Raw genomic sequence first — 24,894 nt, forward strand, 5'->3', positions numbered from 1 at the left:
CCGACCGGAGTGATGAGTTGTCGCGCCCGCACCCGTCACACCTAAGACGGGACACGACGAGGCGGAAGGATGACGTGATGAGTGCGGACACGCGGCTGGAGGAGCTGGGCGTGAGCGGTTTGGGCGGGAGCGGCCTGGGCGAGGTCGACGAGCGGGCGTTCTCGGGGCTGGCGGAGCGGTATCGGCGGGAGCTGCACGTGCACTGCTACCGGATGCTCGGGTCGTTCGAGGACGCCGAGGACACCGTGCAGGAGACGTTCCTCCGTGCCTGGCGGCGACGGGAGACCTTCGAGGGGCGGTCGACGTTCCGGGCCTGGCTGTACCGGATCGCCACCAACGCCTGCCTGGACCTGCTCGCCAAGTGTCGCCCGGAGCCTGCTACCGGCGGCGAGGTGCTGTGGCTGCAGCCCTACCCGGACCGGCTGCTCGACGAGCTGCCGGCGGGCGACGCGGACGAGCCGGAGACCGTCGCCGTCGCGCGGGAGACGATCGAGCTGGCGTACATGGTCGCAGTCCAGCACCTCGCGCCGCGCCCGCGGGCCGTGCTGATCCTGCGGGACGTGCTCGGTTGGCCGGCGAAGGACGCCGCGGAGCTCCTCGGCGACTCCGTGAACTCCGTGAACAGCGCGCTGCAGCGGGCCCGCGCCGGCATGCGGGAGCACCTGCCCGCCGAGCGGCAGGACTGGACCGGCGGGCAGGAGGACGCCGGGACGCGCGAGCTGGTGCGCCGCTTCACCGACGCCAGCCTCGCCACCGACATCGACCGGGTCGCCGCACTACTGCGGGACGACGTCCGCTGCTCGATGCCGCCCACGCCGGGCTTGTACGTCGGCCGCGACGCGGTGGTGAACGACTGGGCCGAGAGCGGCTTCGAGGACTTGGAGGGCCTGCGCGCCGTCCCCACCTTCGTGAACCGGCAGCCCGCCGTGGCCTTCTACCTGTGGCGGGAGGGGGAGCGCGCATACCTGCCGCTGACGATCGACGTCCTGCGCGTCACCGGCGGGGCGATCACCGAGATCGTCATCTTCCACGACGACCAGTTCCCGCGGCTCGGGCTGCCGGAGCGCCTGCCGGCGGACGGCACGGAGTAGTCCCGGTGCGGACGCTCGCGCTGGGCGCTGGCGAGCGTTCGGCGGTGGTCGCGGCGGAATGGCGTGACGCATTCGACGTGGTCACCCGCGGGCGGGTGCAGCTGGAGCTGCGCGACGGCCAGTCCGGGTCGGTCCTCGGACGCGCCGCCGGGTTCTGGCTCCGTGGCATCGGCGTCGCGGCCCGCGCAACCCCGGCCGTCGCACGGCGACGATGCGCATCGTCACCCGCAGAGGGCCAGGACCGTCACATGCCGGTCAGCACACCCCGTACGCCACTTGCCGAATGATGGAGGCACGACATGAACAGCGTGAATGACAGCGGGGCCGTCGCGGGCCCGGCATCGGGCCAGTCCAGCCACACCCACCGACTCCGCGGGCTCGCCGTCACCGGCTTCATTGCCACGCTCGCAGCGATGGTGGCCACCACCTTCGCCGCTGCGCTTGCCCAGGTCGTTGGCGTCGACTTCGAGGTCCCCGATGGTGGCGAGACGATCCCGTTGTCCGGGTTCGCCGTGGTGACCGGCTTCTTCTCGGTCGTGGGCATCGTCATTGCCGTCGCTCTTCTCCGTTGGAGCGCTCGCCCCGCCCAGCGATTCGTGTGGACGGCAGTGTCGCTCACCGCGATCTCGTTGGTCCCGCCCCTTCTCTCCGGGGCAAACACCGCCACCATCACCGCCCTCCTCGGGCTACACCTCGTCCCTGCGACGGTGATGATCCCCACCCTGACGCGGAGCCTCCGCACCCGGACCGATTGACGATCCCGCAACGGGAGTTGAGGAGTTCTTCGACGTGGGCCACAGCCGAGCGTTGCCGTGGCAGCGTCGCCGGGAAGCCAGCCGGCTTGGGCAGCCTACGACTGCGTGGACGAAGGCCTCTTCCCCAGCGCGCGAACTGCGGTCGACGACACCGTAGCCAGTTCGGGCTGGGCAGGCAGAAATACCGTGGGGACACCCAGCGACTGGTTCATCGCGGCGAGCTGGTACTCGGTCCGAAGGTCGGTGGTGTTACGCACACCGCGGACGATCACTCCTACTTCATGGCGACGGCAGTAGGTGGAGGTCAACCCGCTCCACGCCGTAACGGTGACGGAGGTCCATTCGACCGGCAGAACGGCCCGAACGGCGGCCGCTCGCTCCTCTTCGTCGGTGCCCGGATGCTTGCTGCTGTTGACCGCGACGAGCACGACCACTTCGTCGAAGAGGTCGCGTGCCCGCTTCACCACATTCAAATGCCCTGGGGTGAAGGGATCAAAGCTGCCGGGGTAGACGGCTCGCACCTGTACGCGACCGGGGGTGCGTGCTATCGAACGTGGCCCTGCCGATGGTTCGAGTGTCACGGCTGCAAGACCCGCTGCGGATCGCGGATGACCTGCTCAGAGGCCAGTGGGGCCCAAGAGGCGAACAGTTCCCGGAGGTAGGTACCGTGCCGGTCCGCCACCGCAGGATCGTGCTCGATGACGGCGTGGGTAAGGCCTGCGGCTTGCACTTCACTGCTGCAGCCGAGCACTAGTCGTTCGCTGACTCGACATAGGTGGGCGTACAGGTTGCCCCCGGGATGCGCGATCTGCTCAGCTCCATGCCGGCGGAGCCAGACCCGCACGCCTTTGTCGGTGCTCATGGCCCGACTGTAGGTATCGGCTGGCGGATTCGCTGGCCCCTGGGTGTGGGCAATATGTCACAGCGCCGTGGATACGACTGGCACTCGCCTGGCTGAGGGTCGGCAAACCCAGCACCTCAACGCCACCTGGTTTCGGTGTTGCGCGTGGCACGAGCATGAGGACGGCCACCGCGTTGATCATCGATGACTTGTGAGGACAACCGAAGATCGTGCGGTGGCGTGGGCCAGGGCGTAGGCCCCGCCGGGTGGCGGGTCATCCCGAACGAGGCCGTGACGCGTGTCGCGCGCCGAATCGTGCGGGCGGAGCCGCGCCGGACCGCCGTGGATCGCCTGGCGAAGCGACAGTCCCAACCAGCCCTCGTTTGCCTCCGCCCAGACAGGGAAGGCCTGCGGCGCGGCCGCAGGCGAGGAGACGTGATGATCGAGGTCTGCCGAACCATCCGCACCCCGCCCGAGCGGATCTTCGCTGTGCTTGCGGATGGGTGGAGCTACGCAAGCTGGGTCGTCGGCGCCGCCCACATACGTGCAGTCGACGACGGCTGGCCCGCAGTGGGTACCCGAGTCCGTCACCGGGTGCGCCCATGGCCGCTGCAGATCGAAGACCAGACAGTGGTACGCGAGATGGAGCCGGACCGACTACTGGAACTCGACGCGCACGCCGGGCCGCTCGGGATCGCTCGTGTCCGCTTGACATTGGAGCCGGTCTCGGCCACCGTCACCCGCGTGCGGATGGGCTGGAGGGCGGCCGCAGGGGTCGCCCGCTTCGTCCCGGAGGCCGTGCTGTCGCTGATGCTGCGCCCGCGTAACTCGGAGACACTGCACCGTGTGGAGGACATCGCCATACACCGACAGCTCCCTGCACCGTAGGTGAGGCCGCTGCACCCAATCACCGCCCTGGCTGGCTTTGACTGCGCGCGGCCGTCGAAGAGCTCCCCGGCGAGGCGAGCCCTCAGGGCATAGCGGACGCCGCCCGATCAGCCGGTGAAGGATTCGGGGCCGGTTGGGGGTCGCCGAGAAGAGTGCCGAGTCGCGCTTATAGCCGAGCCGGTCAGCTGCCGGCTCGGGAGCGATGTCCGGTGCCGATGTTCTCGGCAGGTGAGAACATCGCCGGCTGGCCAGCGCATTGTTGACTCCTTCGGAACCGCCGAACGAGTCCACCGAGCAGGAAGGCTCGACCAAGCGTGGCCCGTGAGATCGGAGCCCGTCAGCCCGAGGCGGCCGGTCGAAGCCCGTACCTTTCGGCCGTCCGCGCCTTGGCCTTGGCGGCCTCCACCTCGCGGTCGCGGGGAGGTGCTTTCGTCACGAGGCTGTCTACGAGGGTCCGGGTGGCCGCCGTGATAGCGCGGACTGCCTCGCCGAACGCCTCCTCGTTGGCCGCTGACGGCCGTGTCGCGCCGCTGATCTTGCGCACGTACTGGAGGGCGGCGGCTTCGATCTCATCGTCGGTCGCAGGCGGTTCGAAGTTGTGGAGCACGCGTATGTTCCTGCACATGCCTCTACCATGCCAGGCCGGGCCGACACGGTAGGTGGGCTACCAGCAACGCCCGCATTGATCCGCGGGCCGCTGGGGCGCTCAGCCGGGCTTTTCGTCGTGTTCGCCCCAGTAAGTTCTGCTTTGCCCCACGGAGCGCATGCCGATCGCGGCCAGAAGGCATGCGGTGGTGACGGCGGCGAGCAGTAGGTGGTAGCCGCCGTGCGGTAGGAGCGTGGCTGCAAGCAGGGGCGCGGCGGCCTTGGCGGTGGTCACGGGGGCGGTGAGTCGTCCGGCGATGGTGGCGTAGGCGGTGGTGCCGTAGCGGTCGGCGAGGAGAGCTGGGGCGGCGAGGCTGGCGATGCCGAAGCCGAGTCCGAATCCGGTGACGGTGATGACGGCGCCCACCCGGCTGCCCGCGGTGAAGGGCATGGCGAGGACAGCGACCGCCTGGATGGCGAAGACCGTGGCGACGATGGTGGTGACCGTCAGCTGGCGTCGGGCGCCGGTGAGGACGAGTCGTCCGGTGACGGACAGGACCCCGAGCAGGCCGGCGACGGTGGCGGCGAAGGTGGCCGGGTGGCCTCGGTTGGTGAGGTAGCCGACGAGGTGGACGCCGATGGTGCTGGTGGCGGCGCCGTGCGCGATGAGGGCGGCGGCGAGGATCCAGGACCCGGGATCGCGCATCGCGGCGCCGGCCGCGGTTCGCCGCAGGGTGTGGTCAGATCGCGCCGCAGGGGTGGGTGATGTGACGTGCGGCGGTGTGCGGATGGTGAGGGCGTGCAGGGGGATGGTCACCGTGCCGTGGATGGCGGCAAGGGTGAGTAGCGCGTCGCGCCAGCCGAGGTGCGCGACCAGCATGCCGGTGAGGGGCATGAAGATGGTGCTGGCGAACCCGGCGACCACGGTGACCGCGAGCAGCGCGGCGGGGCGTCGGGCGGGGGTGAACCAGGAGATGATGACCGCGAATGCGGGTTCGTAGAGGACCATCGCGCCGGTGATGCCGATGCCGATCATGACGGCGTAGAGCTGCCCGATGGTCTGGACCTGGGACCAGGCGATCAGGAGTGCCGTGGCGGTGATCGAGCCGGCGGTCATGAGGGCTCGTCCGCCGCGCCGGTCGAGCCACCTGCCGACCGGGATGGCCATCAGCGCGCCGGCGAGGACGCTGGCGGTCAGCGCTCCGGTGACCGTTGTGGTGGACGCGTCGAGGCTGGCGGCCATCGGGCCGAGCAGGACCGCGTAGGCGTAGTAGAGGGTGCCGTAGCCGATGGTGGAGGTGATGGCGAGGGCGGCGACGATGCGCCACCCGTGGCGCCCGCCGACCTTCGGATCGGCGGGCACCATGGTGGTGGTCATCAGCCGGCGCAGCAGCCGCCGGTCTGGCCGCTGGTCGGGGTGTCGAGGCTGATGAGGTTCAGCGGGGCGGACAGCAGGCCGCCGGAGAGCCGGTGGCCAGACCCTTGCCGGCCGGCTGGGCTGCCGGGGCGGGGCCGCAGCAGCTGTCGGTGCCGGTGGAGTCGGCGGGGTTGCTGTTGCAGACCCCGGTTTCGGGCAGGTCGAGCTGGACGTCGCGGGCGGCGTCCCAGTCGCCCGCGAGTGCGGCGACGACGGAGCGGACCTGCTCGTAGCCGGTGGCCATGAGGAACGTCGGCGCGCGGCCGTAGCTCTTCATGCCGACGGCGTAGTAGCCGGCCTCGGGGTGACCGAGTTCGGCGGCGCCGTGCGGGGGCACCGTGCCGCAGGAGTGCTCGTTCGGGTCGATCAGCGGGGCGAGCGCCCGGGTGGCGCCCATGACCGGGTCGAGGTCCAGGCGCAGCTCGGCGGCGATGGAGTGGTCCGGGCGGAAGCCGGTGGCGGCGACGATCCGGTCGACCACAATCTGCTCGTCGCTGCCGTCGGCGTGCCGGACGACCACGGCGACCCGGCCGTCGGTCGGGGTGAGCGCGTGGACGGAGAAGCCGGTGAGCAGCCGGATGCGGCCGGCGTCGACGTGCTCGTGCAGCCGGGAGCCCAGCGCGCCGCGGGCGGGCAGTGCGTCGGCGTCTCCGCCGCCGTAGGTGCGGGCCGGGCTGGCCGAGCGGATCGCCCAGGTCACCTCGGTGCCCGGCTCGGTGGCGGCCAGCTCGGCCAGGGAGAGCAGGGTGTTGGCGGCGGAGTGGCCGGCGCCGACGACGAGGATGTGCCGGCCGGCGAAGCGGTCCCGGTCGGCGCCGAGCACGTCTGGCAGTGCGTGCTCGAGGAACGCGGCCACGTTCTTCTCGCCGCGGGCGGGCAGGCCGGATGCGCCGAGGACGTTGGGGGTGCCCCAGGTGCCGGATGCGTCGATGACCGCCCGGGCGAGCAGCTCGTCACCGTCGGCGAGGCGGACCAGGAAGGGTGCCCGCTCGCGCCCGGCGCTGCGAAGCCGGTCCAGGCCGAGGCGGCTGATCGCCTCCACTCGTGCGCCGTACCGAAGGTGCGGCTTGAGCTGCGGCAGCTCCGCGAGGGGCTGGAGATAGTCGGCGACCAGCTCCGCGCCGGTGGGCAGGGCGTCGTCGGCCGGGGCGACCCAGCCGGCGTCGTCGAGCAGCCGGCGGGCGGCCGGGTCGACGTTGTAGCGCCACGGGGAGAAGACCCGCACGTGCCCCCACTGCCGCACCGCCGCGCCGGCGGTGTCACCGGCCTCCAGGACAAGGAAGGGCAGGCCACGGTCGTGCAGGTGGGCGGCGGCTGCCAGACCCACCGGGCCCGCGCCGATCACCACGACGGGCAGCTCGTCCAGGACGCTCATCGGAAAACTCCTCTGTGTCGAAAAATGTCGAATCAAGAAAGTGCAGTTGTGTCGGGGCAGGCGGAGCCGAAGAGGCTCAGATGACGGGGCTGCGGCGCTCGAGCAGGACGACGTCGCGCCACCGGCCGTGGTGCCGGCCGACCCGCTCGCGGGTGCCGATGACGCGGAAGCCAACCCTCTGATGCAAGGCGAGACTGGCGGTGTTCTCCGGGAAGACGCCGGACTGGATGGTCCAGATGCCGGCGGCCTCGGTGGAGGCGATGAGGGCGTCCAGCAGCAGTCGGGCCACTCCTCGGCCCTGGGCGGCGGGGTCGACGTAGACCGAGTGCTCGACCACGCCGGCGTAGACGGCCCGGCTCGACGTCGGCGACACCGCCACCCATCCGATCACGATGTCGTCCGCGTCGACGGCCACGAGGCGGTGGTCAGGCAGCTTGACCTCGTCGAATGCCGTCCAGGTCGGCGCGGTGGTCTCGAAGCTGGCGTCGCCGCCGTCGAGGCCGGCCTGGTAGATGGCGAGGACACGATCGGCGTCGTCCGAGGTCATCGGGCGGACGGTGACGTCGACCATCAGCAGGCTCCGATCGGGTTGGGGGCCGGGCGGCCCATGACGACGTCGGCGGCCGACGGGAAGCAGCCCACGCAGGCGTCGTTGATGCGGTAGTGGCGGGCGGTGCCGACCGGCTCGACGAGTACGAACCGCACCTCGGTGAGGATCTTCAGGTGTTGGGAGACGGTGGACTGGGCGAGGCCGACGGCGGTGACGATCTCCCCCACGCTCATCGGCCGGGCGTGCCGGGCCAGGTATTCCACGATCTGCACGCGGGTCGGGTCCGCGAGGGCCCGGAACCACGAGGCGTAGGTCTGCGCGGTGTCCCGGTCGAGGAGGTCGCCCACCACCACTCCTTCTATCGTCTATCGCCGATTGACGATGAAAGCCTAGCAGGTGTCGTCCCGGCGAGGTGGGCGGTGGCGACGACGAGGCGGGCGATCGCGGCCAGGGTCGCAGGGTCGACCTTGTCGGGGGTGTCGGCGGGACTGTGGTAGCCGCCCATCCCGGCGCCGATGCCGACCGCGGCGAGGCCCGCTCCGCCGTAACGGCGGTTGTCCGACGCCACCGGGCCCGCCGCGAGGTGGACGGCGGTGTGCCGGCCGGCCTGGTCGAGAAGCGCCAAAAGGCGGTGCGCGGGGCCGCCGGCCTCGACCGTTGCCGCCCCGTCCAGGCGGCCGGCGCCGTCAACGTTGATGACCAGCGGTGCGGCGCCTTCGGCGCGGAGTTGGGTGGCGTGGTGAGCGGAGCCGAGCGCGCCGACCTCCTCGCCGTCGAGCAGTGCAACGGACAACCCCACACCTGCGGGGAGTCCGGCGGCGAGGATGCGGGCGGTTTCGAGGACCACGGCGACGCCGGTGGCGTTGTCCGAGGCTGCGGGCAGGCGCAGCCCCGGGTGGTCGCCGACGCCGTCGTAGTGGGCCGTCAACAGCAGGTCGCGGCCCCGGGGGCGGGCTGTCGAAGTCGGGCGTGGATGTTCGTGCCGGTGACGTCGTCGCGGCGAAGCGGCGTGGCCCCGTCCAGCCAGCCGTCGCCCGCGGCCGCGGCGACGAGGACGACGTGGTGGGTGTCCGGGTCGAGGGTCAGCACCGGCAGCGGCCCGGGATCCGGCCCGGCGAGCATGGTGAACTGCCAGCCCTCGGCGTCAACCGGACGACGGATCAACAGTCCGGCCGCGCCGTGGGTGTCGCGGTAGGCGTCGAACAGGCTCATCTCGGCCGGCACGACGAGCCACCGCCCGGCCGGGTCGTCCGTGCCGGCGAGGCCGAGCGGGCCGCGGGTGGTGTCGGCGGTGTCGGCGGAGGCGGGGTGGATCGCGACCTGCCGGCCGAACACCAGCTGCTGCGAGCCGTTCCGGTCGCCCCAGGTGACCGCCGGCGCCTCGTACACCTGCGGCACCCCGCGGACCGGAAAATCCTCGGTGCGCACCTCAGCGTCAAGGGCGGTGAGCTGGTCGGCGAGCCAGGCGCGGGCCGCCGCGCCGCCGGGCGAGCCGACGCGTCGACCTGCCAGGGGGTCGGAGGCGAGGGTGGCGATGGTGGCGGTCATCCGGTCGGTGCTGACCTGATCGAGCAGGCCTGCGAGGTCGGTGCGGGTGGTCATGAGCAGCATCCCTGTCCGGTGGCGATCGCCTCGGTCTTGGCCTGGGTCCCGCAGCACGAGTCGGCCTGCTGTGCGGCCTGCCGAGTGCCGCAGCAGGGGTCGCTGCTCGCGGTTTCACCGGCCGGCGGGAGGATCGCGCCGACGCCCTGGGCGGGACTGCCGCAGCAGGCGCCGGAGCCGGTGACCTGCAGGGCGGCGGCGGGGTCGCCGGCGAAACCGCCGACGGTGGGGCTGTTCTCCGACATGTCGAGTCCTCTCCTCAGCGGGGGCTGATCAGCGGGTAGACGGTGGTGCGGGTGCGGTCGTAGCGGCGCTCGGCCCGCTGGGCGGCGGTGGACACCTGGGCGCAGGACTCGCAGAACCGGACACCGGACAGCGGCTTTGGCCCGCGGCGCGGAAAGCCGAACATGGGGAGCCTCATTTCCACGGGACGCCCTGTCTTGACGTCCGTCTAAACAGAGACTTGCACGCTAATTAGAGAGATGTCGACCTAGAGGCATGTCAAAGCAGCAGGCGCCACTCCCCCTCGTCGACCTCAACGCCGACACGCCGTGCTGCCCCCACTGGCGCAGCGCCGGGTCCCGGCCGAGACGGCCGCTGCGCTCGCGCCCGCGTTCAAGGCCCTCGGCGACCCGGTACGGCTGCAGCTGATGTCGATGATCGCTTCCGCCGAGGACGGCGAGGCGTGCGTGTGCGACCTGACGCCGGCGTTCGACCTGACCGGACCGACGATCTCCCACCATCTCAAGACGCTGCGCGAGGCAGGCCTGGTGGACGCCGAGCGGCGAGGCACCTGGGTCTACTACCGAGCCCGGCCGCAGATCCTGCGCCAGCTCGCCGGCCTGCTGTCGATCGAGCCGACGGCCGCGGCGCAGCGGTAGACCACCGCCGCACCGTGCGGCGCCTTGTGCTGTCGCGCAGCCACCCTGTCAATGCCGACTCACACTCGCATCGCTGACCCTACGCCTGCTGGTGTCCTCGCCGGTGCCTCGTGATCCGGTGCCGTTGCTGTCTGTCACTTCATCTGGCGGAACTGCGGATCCCGAACCAGGCCATCGGTCGCAAGGACCACGAAATCAGAGCTCACTTCGCCATCCTCCATCCGAGCGATAGCTGCCGACCTTAAATAAGGTCAACGGTAAGCCGTTCGCTGGACCTGGAATGGGTGCGCAATCGCCAGCCCGTCGAGCACGACACCGACCGAAATCGAAGCCGTCGCCCTCGTCTTGCAAGGCACATTAGGCCAGCACCGTGTCGCCGGCCCAGTCCAGCCGACTGCCAGTGGCACGGCGTTCGGCGTGGCGGCGTCGAACCTGGCCGCGGCGAACATGCCGAGGCAGTGGTCGACCCTGCGCGTCATCTTCGACCCATGGACTGGATGTGATGCAAAGATCGGACCGAGTCAGGTATGCCGCAGGATGGCATGGCGCAGCCCTATCGCCATCGCGACCGCGGCCATCCCACCGCTTTGGGATCGGGCAACTCGCTGTCGCCGAAGGTCTCGTCGATCGCGAGCCCGAACAACTCGTCCTTGTTCTTGACGTACCAGTAGATCGAGGTCGTGGCGGGGTCCCCGAACGGCGGCCCATTTGGGCGGCCCCCTGTCCGGCGACACCTGGCCGCAGCCGTTGCTACGGGTCTTGCTTCCTTTCCGCTTGCTCGGCTGCCGATCGCGCGGCCGTCCGGGCGGTCAGTAGCGGTCGAGGTTCTGGCTGGGTGCCATCACGATGCGCGGAGAGGCGGCCGGATCCAGCCACTCCAGCACCCGGAGCAGGTTGGACTGTGCCAACGAGACGCAGCCGGCGGTACCGCCGCTCCCCGAGACGTGGAGGAAGATGCCGCTGCCGCGGGCCGGGGTGGCTGCCCTCACCGGGATGTTGTAGTTGATGACCGCGAAGTAGTTGTACTGCGGCACGGTCTGCCACAGCGCCTCGCTGTACCCGCCCGGGTCCGTGCCATGCACGAAGCTGTTGTACGTGGGCGAGCTGGGATTCTCGTCCCAGTAGTCGTTGGCCACGAGATGGTGGTAGCTGTACTTAACGCCAGGGCTGGCAAGCACGCCATACATGGTGGAGCCGATGCTGTAGACACCCGTGGGCGTCGTGGGGACGCCCTCCACATGGCTGTCGCTGAATCCCTTGGTGCCGATCCGCGCGCTCATCACCCCGAACTCCGGCCGCCACACGCCGTTCACCTTTTCGAACGTCTCGAGGGACGCGACGCTCGTACCGTAGCCGCTGCTGTAGACGACGATGAGCTGGCGGGTGCTGGCCGGAATAGTGTGTAGCCGCGAGGCGATGTTGCTCGATGCGGCCGGCGTCGCGGCCGTGCTGGTCGAGACGTGCGACGGCGACCGGCTGAGAGACGGCTTCGTGGGCAGGCTCACCGAAGTCGACGGGGACCGGCTCGCCGAAGGCGACGGGGACTGGCTTGCCGAAGGCGATGCGGAGGGACTTGCGGACTCAGTCGGTCCGGGAGCGCCGGTCACCGAGGTATCGACCGGAGCCGACCCGGCGTCCACCGCGCCGTTCCGGCCCGGATCTGCGCAGGACGTCAGTCCGAGCCCGCTAAGCAGCGCCACCGCGACGACACCGAACACAGCCCGCCTGAACGGCGTTCGCATTCCTACTCCTCCAAGATTCTTGATCTCCGCCACCGCCGCAGGGAGCATAGTGCTTCCGATACCCGTGTTGCAGGCCCAGGTCGTCTCGGTTGCTGCCGTGCGGTCCGCACGCCGAGTCCATAGCGCGCAGCGCGACCCTGTTTCGTCCCGAACGCGGCTGCGGTGCACCGCTCGATGCCATCGGCTGTCGTCTCGTGTCTCTCGGCTCGGCTATGCCCCCGCTTGCTGTCGTAACGCCGATCGAGATGGCAGGTTCGTTGCCTCTTTGCTGATTCCGCGAGTGCCGGCGCCTGCAACGCATCGACTCGCGCCTCGCCGACGCCCTGGCCAGTGGCGCGCGCCGGCGATCCCTCCCACAGCGGTTGCGCCGCTCCAACATATTGATGTTGGTTTACTTTACTGCGACTATTAACTTCCTTAACAGTTGACTCCGCCGTCCCGGCCGAGCGCCCGCCACCGACCGGCCAGCCCGCTACGGCCAGACCCGGTGACCAGCCTGCTGCCTCGGCGGATCGTCTCGAATTGAACCCGCTTCCTGCGGAAAGGACCAGGACATGGCGCAACGATTGGCCGGGGTTGCATCCGGCCGGCCCCGCATCCGGTTGGCCGCCGCGTTCGCCGCGGCCACGCTCGCCGTACCCGCGAGCCTGATGGTCGGCATTCCCGCGGCATCCGCGGCCGTCGTGGGGGCCATCATCGGATACGGCGGCAAGTGTGTCGACGTTGCCGCGGCGAACCCGGCCAACGGCACCCAGGTGCAGCTCTACACCTGCAACGGCACTGCGGCACAGCAGTGGACGGTCGCCGACGACGGCACCGTCCGGGCGCTCGGCAAGTGCCTCGACGTCCCCGCTGGCGGCACCGCCAATGGCGACAAGGTGCAGATTTACGACTGCAACGGCACCGGCGCGCAGCAGTGGACGTGGACGTACGCGAGCGGACAACTGACGAATCCGGCCTCCGGCAAGTGCCTCGACGCGACCGGCCCGAGCTCGGCCGACGGCACCCCGCTGCAGATCTGGACCTGCACCGGCGCCGCCAACCAGAGCTGGACTCTGCCCACCGGCGGCGGCACCCCACCCCCATCGGGTGGGTTCACTCACCCCGGCGTACTGGTCAGCCGCGGCCAGCTCGACTTCGTCCGGGCCCGGGTGCAGGCCGGCGCGCAGCCTTGGGCCTCGGCCTACAACCAGATGATGAGCAGCTGGTATGCCAACCTGTCGCGGAACCCGGCGCCCCGCTCGGTCGTCGAGTGCGGCTCCTACTCCAATCCCAACTACGGCTGCACAGACGAGCGCGAGGACGCCATCGCCGCGTACACCGCCGCGCTCGCCTGGTACGTCACCGGTGACGGCCGGTACGCCCAGAAATCGATCCAGATCATGGACGCCTGGTCGGCGACGATCACGTCACACAGCGGCAGCAACGCCCCGTTGCAGACCGGCTGGGCGGGTTCGGTCTGGCCCCGGGCCGCGGAGATCATCCGGTACACGTACGGCAGTTGGCCTAACGTGACCCGGTTCGCCACGATGCTGCGCAACGTCTACCTGCCGATGGTCCGCAACGGCTCCAACAGCAACGGCAACTGGGAGCTGAGCATGATGGAGGCCGCGGTCGGCATCTCGGTCTTCCTGAACGACCAGGCCAGTTACGACGCGGCGGTAACCCGCTACCTTAACCGCACCCACGCCTTCATCTACCTACCCAGTGACGGCGCCCTGCCGTACACGGTGCCGGGCAGTGGGCTGGACACCAGCAGTGAGATCATCAACTACTGGCACGGCCAGTCGACCTTCGTGGCCGGTCTCGCCCAGGAGACCTGCCGCGACTTCACCCACACCGGGTACGGGATCTCCGCCATCTCGCACGTCGCGGAGACCTCCCGTATCCAGGGACGGGACCTGTATCCGCAGGTCGGTGAGCGGTTGCGGCAAGCCCTCGGCTTCCACTCCAAGTACCAGCTCGGCGAGCCGGCACCCTCCTGGCTCTGCGGCGGCAGCCTCAACCGGGGCCTCGGGCCGATCACCGAGGTCGGCTACAACGCGATGGCGAACCGCCTCGGTTTCGCGATGACCAACACTCAGACCCTGACCCTGCAGCAGCGCCCCGCCGGCAGTAACAACCTCTTCGTCGCCTGGGAGACCCTGACCCACGGCGACAACCCGTCCTGACCGTGCCGCCAGGTCCGGCCGCCGTCGAAACCGTCGGCGGCGGCCCGACCCTGCCCTTGCCGAAAACCTCATCCGCCCGGGAGCCGCTGTAAGCGGATCTTGACGGGGTCCCATGATCATCGGTATACGATCCGCCGGCGCGGTGCGGGTCCGCCCGACCGGGTTGAGCTGCGTCCCCACGCGGAACCGGTAGTAGTACTCGCGATCGGGGCGCAGGCCGGTGACCTCGGCGTGCACCGAGTGGGCGAGCTCCGGCGTGGCCGGCTCCGCGCCGGCGCGGACCACCTGCCGGAAATGCTCGTCTTCGGCCACCTGCCATGCCACTGGGACGACCCGCGGCGGCATGCCGCCCGACCCGTCTACAGCGAGCGGGTCCGGTGCCAGCCGGGTCCACAGCACCACACCGTCGGGGAACGGTCGCCGGAGGCGACGCCCAGCGTGAACGGGTTGTCAGCGAAACTGAGGCTAGGTGCGGTCCAGGCCGAGATCGCCTCGGCTTTCGGGCGGCGCCCACTCACGCGATTCGGCCCCGCCTATTCCTGATCTTGAGGGTGACGACGGCGGCGGCTTCGTGGTGCAGCCGTTTGACGAGGCTCTGGTAAGCGTCGCGGGTGATGCGGTTGGCGTCAGCTGAGTGTTGGGAGGAGTTGCGTACCACGAGGCCATGGGTCACGGAAGCGGCCCGGGACCGCGAACGCTCCGACGGCAACCCGTTCAGCTGCGAGGAGCGCCTGCGGTTCCTGGCCATCGGCAGCCTCAGCAGCAGTGCGGCCCGCGCCGGGATGACACGACCGAGCCCGGGGATATCGGGTGGGTACGTCACCAGCCCGGTCGGTAGTTTTGGCGGGTGCCCCCGCAGATTCCGCATCCCGAGCCCGGTGTGCCGGATACGAGGGGGCCGATGCGGTACGTCTGGTGGCTGGTTCGCTGTCAGCCCTGGCGGGTGCTGCGCGGCACCGTGGTCGGCACGGCGTGGATGATCGGGCTGTCGGTCCGGCCGTACCTGGTCTCCCGCGCCGTTGACGACGGGCTGCGCGTGCACGACACCCGAGCCCTGCTGCTATGGGTCGTGGCAATCGTCGTGGCGGGGGTGGGGCTGTCGTACCTGGGCATCATGCGGCACCGCACGATGACCTTCGTCCGGGAGGACGCTACAGCCCGCTCCGCGGCGGTCCTGCTGCGCCAGTTGTCCCGGATCGGCGCGGTGCTGCCGCGCCGGCTCGCCGCGGGGGAGGTCGCCACGGTCGGCGGCTCCGACATCGGCTACACGTCGCAGGTGCTGACGATGACCGGCCCGGGCGTCGGCGCCGTCATCGCGTATGCGGTCATCGCCGTCGTGCTGTGGTCGGTTTCCCCGTTGCTGGCGTTGTACGTGCTGCTGGGCGTGCCGGCGATCGCGCTGATCATCGGACCGTTGCTGCGCCGCCTCGAACGGGCGGAGTCCGTCTACCGGCACCAGCAGGGCGTCCTCACCACCCGGGCCGGTGACATCGTGGCCGGGCTGCGGGTGCTGGCCGGGGTCGGCGGCCGCGGCTTGTTCGCCCGCCGGTACGCTGCCCGCTCGCAGGACCTGCTCGCCGAGGGCTATCGGGTCGGTGCCGTCTACAGCTGGATCGACGCGTTGACGGTCGCCATACCGGGGCTGTTCCTCGCGGCCGTGGTGTGGCTCGCGGCCCGGATGGCGGTCGCTGGCGACATCACGGTCGGGCAGATGGTCGCCGTCTACGGATACGTGGCGACGCTCATCGTGCCGGTCTGGTTCCTGCTCGAGGGAAGCTACGGGGTGATCCGGGGCCGCGTCGCCGCCCGCCGCATCATCGCTCTGCTCAACCTGACCCCGGACCACGTCGGCGGCCCGACCCCGCAGGACGTGGGCGGGCAGGGAAACGTACCCGGTGCCCGCCGGCCGCTGGCCAGGTCCGCGCCGGTACGGCCCGCAGACCTGTACGACCCCGCTTGCGGACTGACCGTGCGCGACGGTCGGCTGATCGGCGTGGCCGCCGACGACCCGGCCGAGGCCATCGCCTTGGCCGACCGGCTCGGACGCTACGTCGTCAGCGACGTGACCTGGGGCGGCGTGCCGCTGACCGGGATCGCACTTGACCAGGTACGCGCCCGGATCCTGGTCGCCGACCACGACTCCTACCTCTTCGCCGGGACCCTACGGAACATCCTGCGTGGCCGGGAGTCGAGCGCCGATGGCCCGGCGGCGGACGGCGACGGCCGCACCCGGGCAGGGATCGGCGACACGCTCGCCCAGAAGGGAGGCGCTGACCACCGGATCACGGCGGCGCTGCGTGTCGCGTCGGCAGAGGACGTCGCCGACGCGCTGCCAGACGGGCTCGGCACCCCGATCGACACCCGGGCCCGCACGCTCTCCGGCGGCCAGCGCCAACGGGTACGGCTGGCCCGGGCGCTGCTCGCCGAACCTGAGGTGCTGATCCTCATCGACCCGACGTCGGCGGTGGACGCGCACACGGAGGCGCGGATCGCCGAGCGGCTGCGCGTCGCGCGGGCCGGGCGGACCACGATCGTGCTCGCTACGTCACCGTTGCTGCTCGGGCACGCCGACACGGTCGCGCATCTGAGCGAGGGTCGGATCGTCGCCACCGGCACGCACGCCGAGCTGCTCGAACAGGACCGGGGCTACCGGCAGTTGGTGGCCCGGGACAGCGACGACCTCGACTTTGAAGACTTCACCGGGCCCAAGGAGGCGTTGCGGTGAGCCGGCTGCCAGTAGCGGACCGTGCCGCCGTCCGTCGGGAGATGCTGGACCTCGTCGGCCGGGACCGGCGCGCGGTGCTGGTCGTGCTGGTGTTGCATGGTGCCGCCGCGATCGCCGGACTCGCCGCGCCGTGGCTGCTCGGCAGGATCGTCGACCAGGTTGCCGCCGGCGCGGGCGTCGCCACCGTGGACCGCTTGGCGGCGGCGATCGGCGGATGCGTTCTGGTGCAGGCGCTGCTCTCCCGGTACGCCCAGTACGCCGGTCACCGGTTCGGGGAGCGGGCGGTTGCCCGGCTGCGCGAGGAGTTCATCCGCAAGACGCTCGGCCTGCCCGTCTCCGTCGTGGAGCGGGCCGGCTCCGGGGACCTCGCCACCCGCAGTTCCGTCGACGTGTCAACCGTCGGGACGACCGTCCGCGACGTCGTGCCCACCATCGTCATCGCGTCGGCGCAGCTGACGCTGCTGTTCGGGGCGATCTTCCTGCTGCACCCGATGCTCGGCCTGGTCGCGCTGGCCGGGCTGCCGCCGATCTGGGCGGCGAGCCGCTGGTACCTGCGGCGGGCCAGCTCCGCCTACCTCGCCGAGGGCGCCGCCACCGCGGAGCTGACCGAGACGCTGACGACCACCGCCGAGGGCGCGCGCACCGTGGAGGCGCTGCGCCTCACCGACGACCGGATCGTCCATGGCGCCGAGCGCATCGCCCGGGTGTGGGCCACCCGACGGGCGACGCTCGCGCTGCGGACAGTGTTCTACACGGTGGTGGAGGCCAGCTATCCGTTGCCGATCGCCGCAGTGCTGCTGGTCGGCGGATTCTTCCTGTCCAAGGGGATGGTCTCTCTCGGTGAAGTGGTCGCCGCCGCGCTCTATCTTCAGCAGGCGATCGAGCCGTTGGACCGAATCCTGCAGTGGACCGAACAGGCGCAGCGCGGCTTCGCGTCATTCGCCCGCGTGCTCGGCGTCGGCCAGGTGCCACCGGAGCCGCCCGGCAAGGCCTCCGCGCCACCCGGGGAGCGGCTCGTCGTGCGCGGCGCCCGATTCTCGTACACCGACGGCCACGAGGTCCTGCACGGCATTGACCTGGAGGTACGGCCTGGCGAGCGGCTGGCCGTCGTCGGCCCGTCGGGCGCCGGGAAGTCCACCCTGGCCCGGCTGCTGGCCGGGATCGACGCACCGCGACACGGCGTGGTCAGCATCGGCGGCTGCCCGGTCACCGACCTGGATCCCGCCGAGCGTCGCCGCCGGATCGCCCTGGTCACCCAGGAACACCACGTCTTCATCGGCTCTGTGCGCGACAACCTCGCCTTCGCCGCGCCGGACGCGTCCGACGAACAGATGCGAGCCGCGCTGGTCGCGGTCGGCGCCGACTGGTACGCCGAGCTGCCCGACGGCCTCGACACGGAACTCGGCGACGGGGCCAGGCAACTCGGGGCGGCCGAGGCGCAGCAGCTCGCGCTGGCCCGGCTGGTGCTCGCCGACCCGCACACGCTGATCCTCGACGAGGCGACAGCGGCGCTCGATCCGACCACCGCCCGGCGCACCGAGCGCGCGCTGGCGGCCGTGCTCACCGGCCGGACCGTCATCGCGATCGCGCACCGGCTCAACACCGCCCACGACGCCGACCGGGTCGCCGTGATGGAGCACGGCCGGATCACCGAACTCGGCAGCCACGACGAACTCGTCCGCGCCGACGGGGCCTACGCCTCCCTCTGGCGCTCCTGGCACAGCTGAAAGGTCCGTGCAGCAACGCCCGGGCCGGCTCGCCGTCGCGCCCTGCTCGCCCGATCTCCTGCAAGCTCCCTCTTCATATCCATTCCTATAGGTAGACACGTCCGAGCCCGCGAACTCATCGGCCGGTGGCTACACCCCCGCTCGGTTTTGATCGTCTCCAGCCGGGACCCTGACCGACCCGGTCAGCCGCGCCTACCGGGACCGCAAGCGCGCCGAAGACAAACGCCGCACGCCGCGCTGATCTGCCTGGACCGCCGCCGCTTACCGCGTGCGAAACAGGACCACCGCCGCAGCGAGAAGACAGCCCAGGTGACAAGTCACGGCGCCGAGGAGAAAGGGGAAGTACCACCACCCGTAGAGGTCGTGGGTGTACTGCCGGTGCGCGAGACCCATCGGCCCGACGAGCGGCGTGCAGAGGACTATCACGATGATCAGCGCGGCAGCGGGAAGCACCATTGCGATGTGCTCGTTGTGGTAGGCCCGCCCCCTGAGTAGGTAGCCCAGCGCCGCAGTGATGAGGGAGAGGACGGTCAGGGCGCACCCGAGCAGGAACGGCAGCACGGACTGGTCACCGGCCTCGCCGGTGAAGGGGAACGCGCGGACCTGCGACACCGCCGAGGCGAAGATCTCGTCCATCCGGGCGACCAGCACTCCGGTCACCACCACCGCTGTCCCGGCCAGGGCGGTTGCCAGCCAGACCAGTCCCAGGCCGACGCGGCGGGCACGATGGGTGGGTTGAGGGGACGCCGGTACGGTGACGGGCACCGATCGACGCTAACAGGCGGTGTGGGGTGCGCGATCACATGCGCTCCGGGTGGACCGCACTTCCCCCGGGCGTTGGTTCGGGCCGATTCCGCTCGGTTACGTGCGGCTGGCGACGAGGTCACCGGCATATGCGTCGATCACCGTCTGCCAGGCGCTCGTGGTGTCGGTGACGGCGGTGACGGCCTGCCGAACCGCGGTGTGGAAGCGCCACAGGTCCACGTCCAGGTGGTCTCGGTTGAGGCGGTAGCGGTCTTCGGTGTGCTCGATGATCGTCAGCCCGCAGGCGGCCCGACGAGCAAGGCGTGCGCCCACGGGCGCATTGACCGCGGTGCGAGATCGTCATCTGACCGAAGATCTGCAACGCTTCCAGCGTGGCTGTCGTGTCGTTGAAGCACTGCCGGCCCCCTGCCGGTGGTCGTGCACCGCCTGCTCGGTTTCCTGCCGGCGGGTGCACCTGGCCGGGGGCGATCGTGGGCCGGTCGGCTTACAGTGTGGGAATGTGGGAGTCTGTCGCGGCGTCGGTGGCTGGCATGATGGGCGCCGTGGCCGCGGCTGCTCCGGTGCCGCCACCGGCCCCTGCGGTGGACGCCACGCCGGTGCTGACGTCGACACCGTTCGGCGCGCTGCCCGAGCAGGGGGTGACCCACACCGTCACGATCTCCGGTAGGGGCACCCTCACGGCGACGCGGGTTACGTTCACCACCACGGCTGATCTCGACGGTGTCATCGCCCAAGCCGAGCCGGGTCGGTGTGCAGCATCCCCTCGTACCGTTGTCTGCGACCTTGGTGACCTGCTTCTGGGTGCCGCCGCGGCGGTGCCGCGGATCACGATCACCGGGCGGATCCGCCCGGGTGTGCCGCCGGGCACGCTGGTCCGCAACCGGGTCAGTGTCACTTCGGTGGAGTCCACCGCGACGGATCCCCAAATCGCCAGCAACGCCTATCTGCTTCCGGGCTCGACGGCCACGGCCACCGCCGCGGCCACAGATCCAGCGTTGGAGTCGCCGGCCGTGGCGAGTGAGGTCCGGCCGCCCGAAGGGTCGCTGCGGGTGTCGGCCGTTGCGGCGGTGATGGTCGGCGCGGTCGCGGCGGGCATTCTGCTGACGCGTCGACGGCTGCGGCGGCGTCACGGCCTGCCGCCCCCCGGCGGGCTGTAACGACCAGGCACCGGGATCCGATGTAGCAGAGGGACGGGAACGGGGCCGACGGCGGGAGTACGTCATGGGCGAACGGTGGTGGAGGCAGGCCACGCTGGCGACCGTCGCCGGGGCGACGCTGATGGTGACATCCTTCTGCCTGGACGCCGGGGCGGCGACCGCCGGGGCACAAAGCTCATCAGCGCAGGGACCCCTGCCGACCCTGCCGCCCCTGCCGAGCCCGTCGCTGACCGTGTCGCTGCCACCGGTTAAACCGCCGAAGGCGACGCTGCCGCCCATCAAGCCGCCGACGGTGAAGCCGCCGCCCGTCCCGTCGGCCACTGCGTCGACCCGACCGCCTGCGCCACCCGCGACTATTCCGCCGACGGCCGGCAAGCTACCGCGGGTGGGCGTCTCGGCTCCGCCCAGCAACGACGGGCCGATCGTAAGCCCCGGATCGGCCCCTGCGCTCATCGCTGGCGACCCCGGCGCCGACTTGTATCCGCAGCCGCCGGTGGACGCCGCCGTCACCCCACAGGCCCGCCAGGTCGCCGCGCTCAGCGACGTCCAGCACCGGATCCAGTACCTGGAAAACATTCTCGCCCGGACCCGCGGTGACCTCACCAGAGTGCAGCGCGAGCCGGACCCAGTGCTGCAACTGCTGACGTCCCTGACCGCCGGCGGGGATGCGGATGCCTCGCCCTTCGCCGTGGCGGACTCTCCGGATGTGGTGGACACCCCCACCGGTCGCGCTGTCGCCCTGTCCGGCGCGATCACCTCCGGCCAGGCCGAACTCATCCGCCGCCGGACGGAGGAGGCGCGGCTTCGGCAAGAGATCAACCGTCGCGTCCGCGCGGTGCCCGCCGTGGCGGCACCGGCCCGCACCGTCGCCACGGTCGGTGAGGGCCGGCTCGGGCGTCCACTATCGGGCCGGCTCACCAGCAAGTACGGCACCCGGCTCGACCCGTACTACCACGTGTGGCAGTTACACCCGGGCGTGGATCTCGCCGCCCCGATTGGTACCCCGATCCTCGCGGCCGCGGACGGCCGTGTGTCGCGCGCCGGCTGGTACGGCGGCTATGGCAACTACACCTGCATCGATCACGGCAGGGCTGACGGGCAGCGCCTGTCCACGTGCTACGGCCATCAGTCCAAACTGATGGTGTCGCCCGGTCAGCGCATCCGCGCCGGCCAGGTCATCGGACTGGTCGGATCGACCGGCGCCTCCACAGGTCCCCACCTGCACTTCGAGGTACGTCTCGGCGGCCGCCCAGTCGACCCTCTACCTTGGATCTGAGCCGCACCATCCCCTGGACGGGACGCGAGGTCGTCGGCCGGGGGCCAGGGCCACCGAAGGAACCCTTGAGGATCTGGCGCGGCGCCTGCCGAGCCAGTGTGCAGTCCTGACGCGCTCGGCCGTTCCGACGAGCGCGAAGGCCACCGCGTCTTCGGAAACACCGACTTGCCGGTGCCGGAGGACCCATCAGCACGGAGACCTCACCAGCCGGCAGGGCAAGGTTGTCGTCCGACCAAATCGGTTGGCCACCGAAGGACTTAGTCAGCCCCTGCACGGCGATTTCGACGACCGCCGACCCCTCTCTCACCTGATTGCTGCCTGACCTCGCGGCGACACGCCCTCACGCAACAACCTTTTTTGGGTCTCCCGTTCCGCGACGCAATGTGGGCTAGGCAAAGAGGCATACGTCTCGATAGCGTGCGGTTAACCTGCCGGTAACAAAGGTGTCGCGCATCCCATGACCACAGCGATCGAGCCAGAGCTCGTCCGCCGGGCCGCCGCGGGCGACCGGGCTGCGGCGGCGGCCCTGCTCGCCGACCTGCGGCCACGGCTCGTCCGCTACTGCCGGGCCCGGCTGGGCCGCATCGGCGGGGTGCACACCACGGCCGACGACGTCGCGCAGGAGGTGTGCCTGGCGGTGCTGAAGGCCCTTCCCCGCTATCGGGAGCAGGGAAGGCCGTTCTCGGCGTTCGTCTTCGCTGTCGCCGCGCACAAGGTTGCCGACGCCCAACGGGCGGCAGTGCGGGGCTCCGCCGTCGCTATCACCGACACCTCACTGGAGCGACCGGACGCCGCGCCGGGGCCGGAGGAACAGGCTGTCGCGACGGATCTGGCCCGTCGGCTCTTTGTGCTGCTGCACCGCCTCCCCGACGTGCAACGGGAGATCATCACGCTGCGGGTGGCGGTCGGTCTCACCGCTGAGGAGGTCGGCGCGATCCTCGGCATGTCGGCACCGGCCGTACGGGTGGCCCAGTCCCGAGCCCTCGCCCGACTCCGTGCCCTTGCCGGCGACGGACACGACGAGGTGGCGGCATGAGTGAGCACTGGCCCGACGGTGGCGAGGAGCCGGACCTCACCACCGTCGCCCACGACGACCTGCTCCTCGACGTGCTCGGAGGAGGCGGCGAATGGCAGGCCGACGCCGATGGCCTGACCGCGATGCTGGCCACCTGGCGCGCCGACCTCACCGCCGACGAGGAACACGCCGACGTGACGGGCACCCATGGCCTCTACGGCCGGACGGACGTCCACCATCCGGTCGACCGGGTTCGGGCCGATACCACCTCCGGGCACCTCCTCGCCTCGGCCCCGTCGCGACCGTTCATGCGGCGGGCCCTGCGGCTGGCCGTCGCTGTGGCCGCAGCCCTCGTGCTGGTGACTGCGCTGGGGGTCGGCAGTCGCAACGCCGGGCCGAACAGTCCGCTCTGGCCGCTGACCAAGGTCCTGCATCCCGAGCGAGCGGAGGTACGCGATACCGAGCGGACCATTGCCCGCGCCCGCGCCGCCGTCGCAGCGCGACGGTTCGAGGCGGCACGGCAATTGATCGATCAGGCCCTGCAGGATCTGACCCGGATCACCGACACGGCCGAGGCCGCCCGCCTGCGCGCGGACATCGACGCCGTCCTGGACAACCTGACCGCTCAGGCCGGTTGCCCCACCTTGCCCCGGTGCGCGATCATCCCGACGCCGTCGCCGGTCGCCTCGACGGCCAGTGGTCCCCACGCAGCCCGCAGCTGGGCGCCGGGAACGATTACCTCGGCGCCGCGTCCGGCCGCACCTGCCCCCTCATCCAGCTTCCGCTCCAGACCCTTGTCGCCGGTGCCCGAGCTTCCCCTGCCGCCGGCGCCGGCCCCATCGGTACTGCTGCCGCTGCCCACCGGAGATCTGCTCGGCTGACCGGCTCCCTGGCATCCCCGATGGGCGCCTCCGACACCACCGGTTGGACTGTCGGTCGTGGCCCGTTTTCCTCTCGCGAGCGGGTCGCAGGCGGGGACCTGGCAGCGGATGCAGCCATGGGTGTCAAGCAGGGGCGGCCCGGGTGTCAGCGGCGGAGGCTGTCGATGTGCCCGTTGGCTTGGAATGTGCCGTTCGTGGCCGGTTGCGACCAGTAAGGGCGGACGGTGCGCTCGGGTTTGCCGATCCGCGCGGCGATGTCCGCTGGGTGTAGATCGGACTGGACTACCCGGGTTGACGCGGCGGGGCGGAACGGACGGCGGTCAGCAACCGCTGGAGATCTGCGTGCCGAAACTGATAGAAGGGCCCGATCGGCGTAGGACGCGGGTGGTGTGACCTGCGCGTTACGAGATCAAGCTGCCCGCCTCGGTCTATCTGCCCTAACCCCGCCTGGCCTGCGGAAATCCGTCTTGGCACTTCTCAGTGTCGGTGGTCGCGGTCCGCCCTCCTAGAACTAAATGAGGACTGATGCAGTGCCGCTGCCGCCATCTGGTCCGTAGATTCCCAAGACCGCTCCGCAGTCGTTCGGCAACGTCCGCGTCGCCCTGGTCGCCGCGCTCTCGGCAACTGGACCGGTCCCGGCTCGTCCGGAGCGGGTCGCCCCGGTGGCTCCCAGGCGTGGCTCCCCGTTAGTAGGCGCTCGTGACGGAGGTCACCGGCCGTCCAGCGACCAGCCCTGTTCCCAAGCCAACCGGCACTGCAGCGGCTTGAATAGCGGTGTGCATGTCAGCAAGGACGGGCGGAGTTGGCGCATCGGCGCCGCTGACGATGTGGACTGGATCGCCGGTCACACCACTGCCGGTATCTCGATCACCACCGCCATCCCGGCCATCTTCGACGCCTACGCCACCACGTACCAGGCCGACGACGTCACCGCCGCCGCCTACGAGCACGCCTTGGTCGATGACCTCAGCACGCACACCGCCGACCAGCCGTGGTGGCTGGCTTACCTCGACACCGGCGCCCACGACGTCGTCTTCCCCCGTGCCCCCAGGGTGTCGCTTTACTGGAACTGGCCGTACGTGCTGGTCGAGGCCGGCCCCGAGCAAGCCCTCACCTGGCGGACCGGTCACATGCGCCACGGCCGCGGGTCGCTACCCGACCTGTTCTTCCCCGCCGACCGATCATGGCTGGTCTCCGCACTCTGGGACGACACCTGGACCTGCGTCGGCGGCCCGGAACCGCTGATCCGCACCCTTCAAGGCGACCCTGTGGCTAACGCCCGCCGGATCCGACCCGACGAAGACGCGCTGCCGCCGGGGCTGACCCGCGAGTGACGTCCAACGCTCAAGCCCATCGCGCCACCACCTCTGCCGGTCAAGCTGTGGACCAGCAGTCTCCTGCCAAGCCTCGCGTGATGCAGGCAAGCCACCGACGCAGGGACACTTCGATA

26 protein-coding genes and 2 pseudogenes are annotated in these 24,894 nt (G+C 70.7%); 13 read left to right on the plus strand and 15 right to left on the minus strand.

Annotated elements, in window-relative coordinates; genetic code table 11:
- The first annotated feature begins 77 nt into the window (after positions 1–77).
- Genes AB0F68_RS13100 through AB0F68_RS13110 form a run of 3 tightly spaced genes read left to right on the plus strand, consistent with a single transcriptional unit; the run spans position 78 to position 1,846 of the window.
- Entirely contained in the window at positions 78–1,091 is a 1,014-nt protein-coding gene (locus AB0F68_RS13100; RefSeq protein WP_357336225.1) for an RNA polymerase subunit sigma-70, read from the plus strand.
- Between the two features lie 5 nt (positions 1,092–1,096).
- On the plus strand, positions 1,097–1,378 hold the full coding sequence (locus AB0F68_RS13105; protein WP_357336227.1) for a hypothetical protein: 282 nt from the start codon (positions 1,097–1,099) through the stop codon (positions 1,376–1,378).
- Positions 1,379–1,390: 12 nt separating this feature from the next.
- Positions 1,391–1,846 carry a DUF6069 family protein gene (locus tag AB0F68_RS13110; RefSeq protein ID WP_357336229.1) on the plus strand — a complete coding sequence of 152 codons (456 nt, stop codon included), beginning with the start codon at positions 1,391–1,393 and terminating at the stop codon, positions 1,844–1,846.
- 95 nt (positions 1,847–1,941) lie between these two features.
- Here AB0F68_RS13110 and coaD read toward each other — a convergent pair whose 3' ends face one another.
- On the minus strand, positions 1,942–2,367 hold the full coding sequence (gene coaD / locus AB0F68_RS13115; RefSeq protein ID WP_357336231.1) for a pantetheine-phosphate adenylyltransferase: 426 nt from the start codon (positions 2,365–2,367) through the stop codon (positions 1,942–1,944).
- Between the two features lie 56 nt (positions 2,368–2,423).
- Entirely contained in the window at positions 2,424–2,708 is a 285-nt protein-coding gene (locus AB0F68_RS13120) for a DUF6817 domain-containing protein (protein WP_357336233.1), read from the minus strand.
- A gap of 417 nt (positions 2,709–3,125) precedes the next feature.
- On the opposite strand from AB0F68_RS13120, the gene AB0F68_RS13125 reads away from it, so the two are divergent.
- Positions 3,126–3,575, plus strand: a complete 450-nt coding sequence (locus AB0F68_RS13125) for an SRPBCC family protein (RefSeq protein ID WP_357336235.1) — start codon at positions 3,126–3,128, stop codon at positions 3,573–3,575.
- 337 nt (positions 3,576–3,912) lie between these two features.
- Here the strand turns inward: AB0F68_RS13125 and AB0F68_RS13130 are convergent, their stop codons facing one another.
- The 9 genes from AB0F68_RS13130 to AB0F68_RS13170 all read right to left on the minus strand — a co-directional run bounded on the left by AB0F68_RS13130 (position 3,913) and on the right by AB0F68_RS13170 (position 9,513).
- Positions 3,913–4,200: a DUF2277 domain-containing protein gene (locus AB0F68_RS13130; protein ID WP_357336237.1), complete on the minus strand. Its 288-nt coding sequence runs from the start codon at positions 4,198–4,200 to the stop codon at positions 3,913–3,915.
- 81 nt (positions 4,201–4,281) lie between these two features.
- Entirely contained in the window at positions 4,282–5,538 is a 1,257-nt protein-coding gene (locus AB0F68_RS13135) for an MFS transporter (RefSeq protein WP_357336239.1), read from the minus strand.
- 58 nt (positions 5,539–5,596) lie between these two features.
- The gene (locus AB0F68_RS13140; protein ID WP_357336242.1) at positions 5,597–6,952 is read right to left on the minus strand and encodes an FAD-dependent oxidoreductase; all 1,356 of its coding nucleotides are present in this window, start codon (positions 6,950–6,952) and stop codon (positions 5,597–5,599) included.
- A gap of 76 nt (positions 6,953–7,028) precedes the next feature.
- Entirely contained in the window at positions 7,029–7,523 is a 495-nt protein-coding gene (locus tag AB0F68_RS13145) for an N-acetyltransferase family protein (protein WP_357336245.1), read from the minus strand.
- A complete protein-coding gene (locus tag AB0F68_RS13150) occupies positions 7,523–7,852 on the minus strand; it encodes a metalloregulator ArsR/SmtB family transcription factor (RefSeq protein WP_357336247.1) in 330 nt (109 codons plus the stop codon). Before AB0F68_RS13150 ends, AB0F68_RS13145 begins: the two co-directional genes overlap by 1 nt.
- 8 nt (positions 7,853–7,860) lie before the next feature.
- On the minus strand, positions 7,861–8,430 hold the full coding sequence (locus tag AB0F68_RS13155) for a M28 family peptidase (RefSeq protein WP_357336249.1): 570 nt from the start codon (positions 8,428–8,430) through the stop codon (positions 7,861–7,863).
- Positions 8,427–9,104 (minus strand): hypothetical protein, encoded by a 678-nt coding sequence (locus AB0F68_RS13160; RefSeq protein WP_357336253.1) that lies wholly within the window; start codon positions 9,102–9,104, stop codon positions 8,427–8,429. The genes AB0F68_RS13155 and AB0F68_RS13160 overlap by 4 nt, the downstream gene beginning before the upstream one ends.
- Positions 9,101–9,349, minus strand: coding sequence for a hypothetical protein (locus tag AB0F68_RS13165; RefSeq protein ID WP_357336255.1), 249 nt, complete (start codon positions 9,347–9,349; stop codon positions 9,101–9,103). The genes AB0F68_RS13160 and AB0F68_RS13165 overlap by 4 nt, the downstream gene beginning before the upstream one ends.
- Positions 9,350–9,363: 14 nt before the next feature.
- On the minus strand, positions 9,364–9,513 hold the full coding sequence (locus tag AB0F68_RS13170; RefSeq protein ID WP_357336258.1) for a hypothetical protein: 150 nt from the start codon (positions 9,511–9,513) through the stop codon (positions 9,364–9,366).
- Between the two features lie 89 nt (positions 9,514–9,602).
- Between AB0F68_RS13170 and AB0F68_RS13175 the strand changes: the two are divergent.
- A pseudogene (locus AB0F68_RS13175) lies at positions 9,603–9,985 on the plus strand (metalloregulator ArsR/SmtB family transcription factor).
- 809 nt (positions 9,986–10,794) lie between these two features.
- Here the strand turns inward: AB0F68_RS13175 and AB0F68_RS13180 are convergent.
- Positions 10,795–11,490, minus strand: a complete 696-nt coding sequence (locus AB0F68_RS13180) for a L,D-transpeptidase family protein (protein ID WP_357336262.1) — start codon at positions 11,488–11,490, stop codon at positions 10,795–10,797.
- A 791-nt stretch (positions 11,491–12,281) separates the two neighbouring features.
- Here AB0F68_RS13180 and AB0F68_RS13185 point away from each other — a divergent pair.
- Positions 12,282–13,898 (plus strand): ricin-type beta-trefoil lectin domain protein, encoded by a 1,617-nt coding sequence (locus AB0F68_RS13185; RefSeq protein ID WP_357336271.1) that lies wholly within the window; start codon positions 12,282–12,284, stop codon positions 13,896–13,898.
- Between the two features lie 201 nt (positions 13,899–14,099).
- On the opposite strand, the pseudogene AB0F68_RS13190 reads toward AB0F68_RS13185, so the two are convergent.
- Positions 14,100–14,300: pseudogene (locus AB0F68_RS13190) on the minus strand (PhoD-like phosphatase N-terminal domain-containing protein); the annotation flags it as partial.
- A 499-nt stretch (positions 14,301–14,799) separates the two neighbouring features.
- Between AB0F68_RS13190 and AB0F68_RS13195 the strand changes: the two are divergent.
- Together AB0F68_RS13195 and AB0F68_RS13200 are read left to right on the plus strand one after the other, a co-directional pair.
- Positions 14,800–16,623 carry an ABC transporter ATP-binding protein gene (locus AB0F68_RS13195; RefSeq protein WP_357336273.1) on the plus strand — a complete coding sequence of 608 codons (1,824 nt, stop codon included), beginning with the start codon at positions 14,800–14,802 and terminating at the stop codon, positions 16,621–16,623.
- Between the two features lie 41 nt (positions 16,624–16,664).
- Positions 16,665–18,350 (plus strand): ABC transporter ATP-binding protein, encoded by a 1,686-nt coding sequence (locus AB0F68_RS13200; RefSeq protein ID WP_357336485.1) that lies wholly within the window; start codon positions 16,665–16,667, stop codon positions 18,348–18,350.
- A gap of 261 nt (positions 18,351–18,611) precedes the next feature.
- On the opposite strand, the gene AB0F68_RS13205 is transcribed toward AB0F68_RS13200, so the two are convergent.
- Both AB0F68_RS13205 and AB0F68_RS13210 read right to left on the minus strand, forming a co-directional pair.
- Positions 18,612–19,115 carry a hypothetical protein gene (locus tag AB0F68_RS13205; protein WP_357336275.1) on the minus strand — a complete coding sequence of 168 codons (504 nt, stop codon included), beginning with the start codon at positions 19,113–19,115 and terminating at the stop codon, positions 18,612–18,614.
- Positions 19,116–19,211: 96 nt separating this feature from the next.
- Complete coding sequence (locus AB0F68_RS13210; protein WP_357336277.1) at positions 19,212–19,427, minus strand: hypothetical protein; 216 nt, start codon at positions 19,425–19,427, stop codon at positions 19,212–19,214.
- 185 nt (positions 19,428–19,612) lie between these two features.
- On the opposite strand from AB0F68_RS13210, the gene AB0F68_RS13215 reads away from it, so the two are divergent.
- The 5 genes from AB0F68_RS13215 to AB0F68_RS13235 all read left to right on the plus strand — a co-directional run bounded on the left by AB0F68_RS13215 (position 19,613) and on the right by AB0F68_RS13235 (position 24,778).
- The gene (locus AB0F68_RS13215; RefSeq protein WP_357336279.1) at positions 19,613–20,272 is read left to right on the plus strand and encodes a hypothetical protein; all 660 of its coding nucleotides are present in this window, start codon (positions 19,613–19,615) and stop codon (positions 20,270–20,272) included.
- Between the two features lie 64 nt (positions 20,273–20,336).
- Positions 20,337–21,548 (plus strand): M23 family metallopeptidase, encoded by a 1,212-nt coding sequence (locus tag AB0F68_RS13220; protein WP_357336282.1) that lies wholly within the window; start codon positions 20,337–20,339, stop codon positions 21,546–21,548.
- Between the two features lie 457 nt (positions 21,549–22,005).
- Positions 22,006–22,584, plus strand: a complete 579-nt coding sequence (gene shbA / locus AB0F68_RS13225; protein WP_357336285.1) for an RNA polymerase sigma factor ShbA — start codon at positions 22,006–22,008, stop codon at positions 22,582–22,584.
- Positions 22,581–23,444 (plus strand): hypothetical protein, encoded by an 864-nt coding sequence (locus tag AB0F68_RS13230; protein ID WP_357336295.1) that lies wholly within the window; start codon positions 22,581–22,583, stop codon positions 23,442–23,444. The genes shbA and AB0F68_RS13230 overlap by 4 nt, the downstream gene beginning before the upstream one ends.
- A gap of 776 nt (positions 23,445–24,220) precedes the next feature.
- Complete coding sequence (locus AB0F68_RS13235; RefSeq protein WP_357336298.1) at positions 24,221–24,778, plus strand: hypothetical protein; 558 nt, start codon at positions 24,221–24,223, stop codon at positions 24,776–24,778.
- The last annotated feature ends 116 nt before the right edge of the window (positions 24,779–24,894 follow it).

The organism is Micromonospora sp. NPDC023966, assembly GCF_040639095.1.
Lineage (GTDB): Bacteria > Actinomycetota > Actinomycetes > Mycobacteriales > Micromonosporaceae > Micromonospora.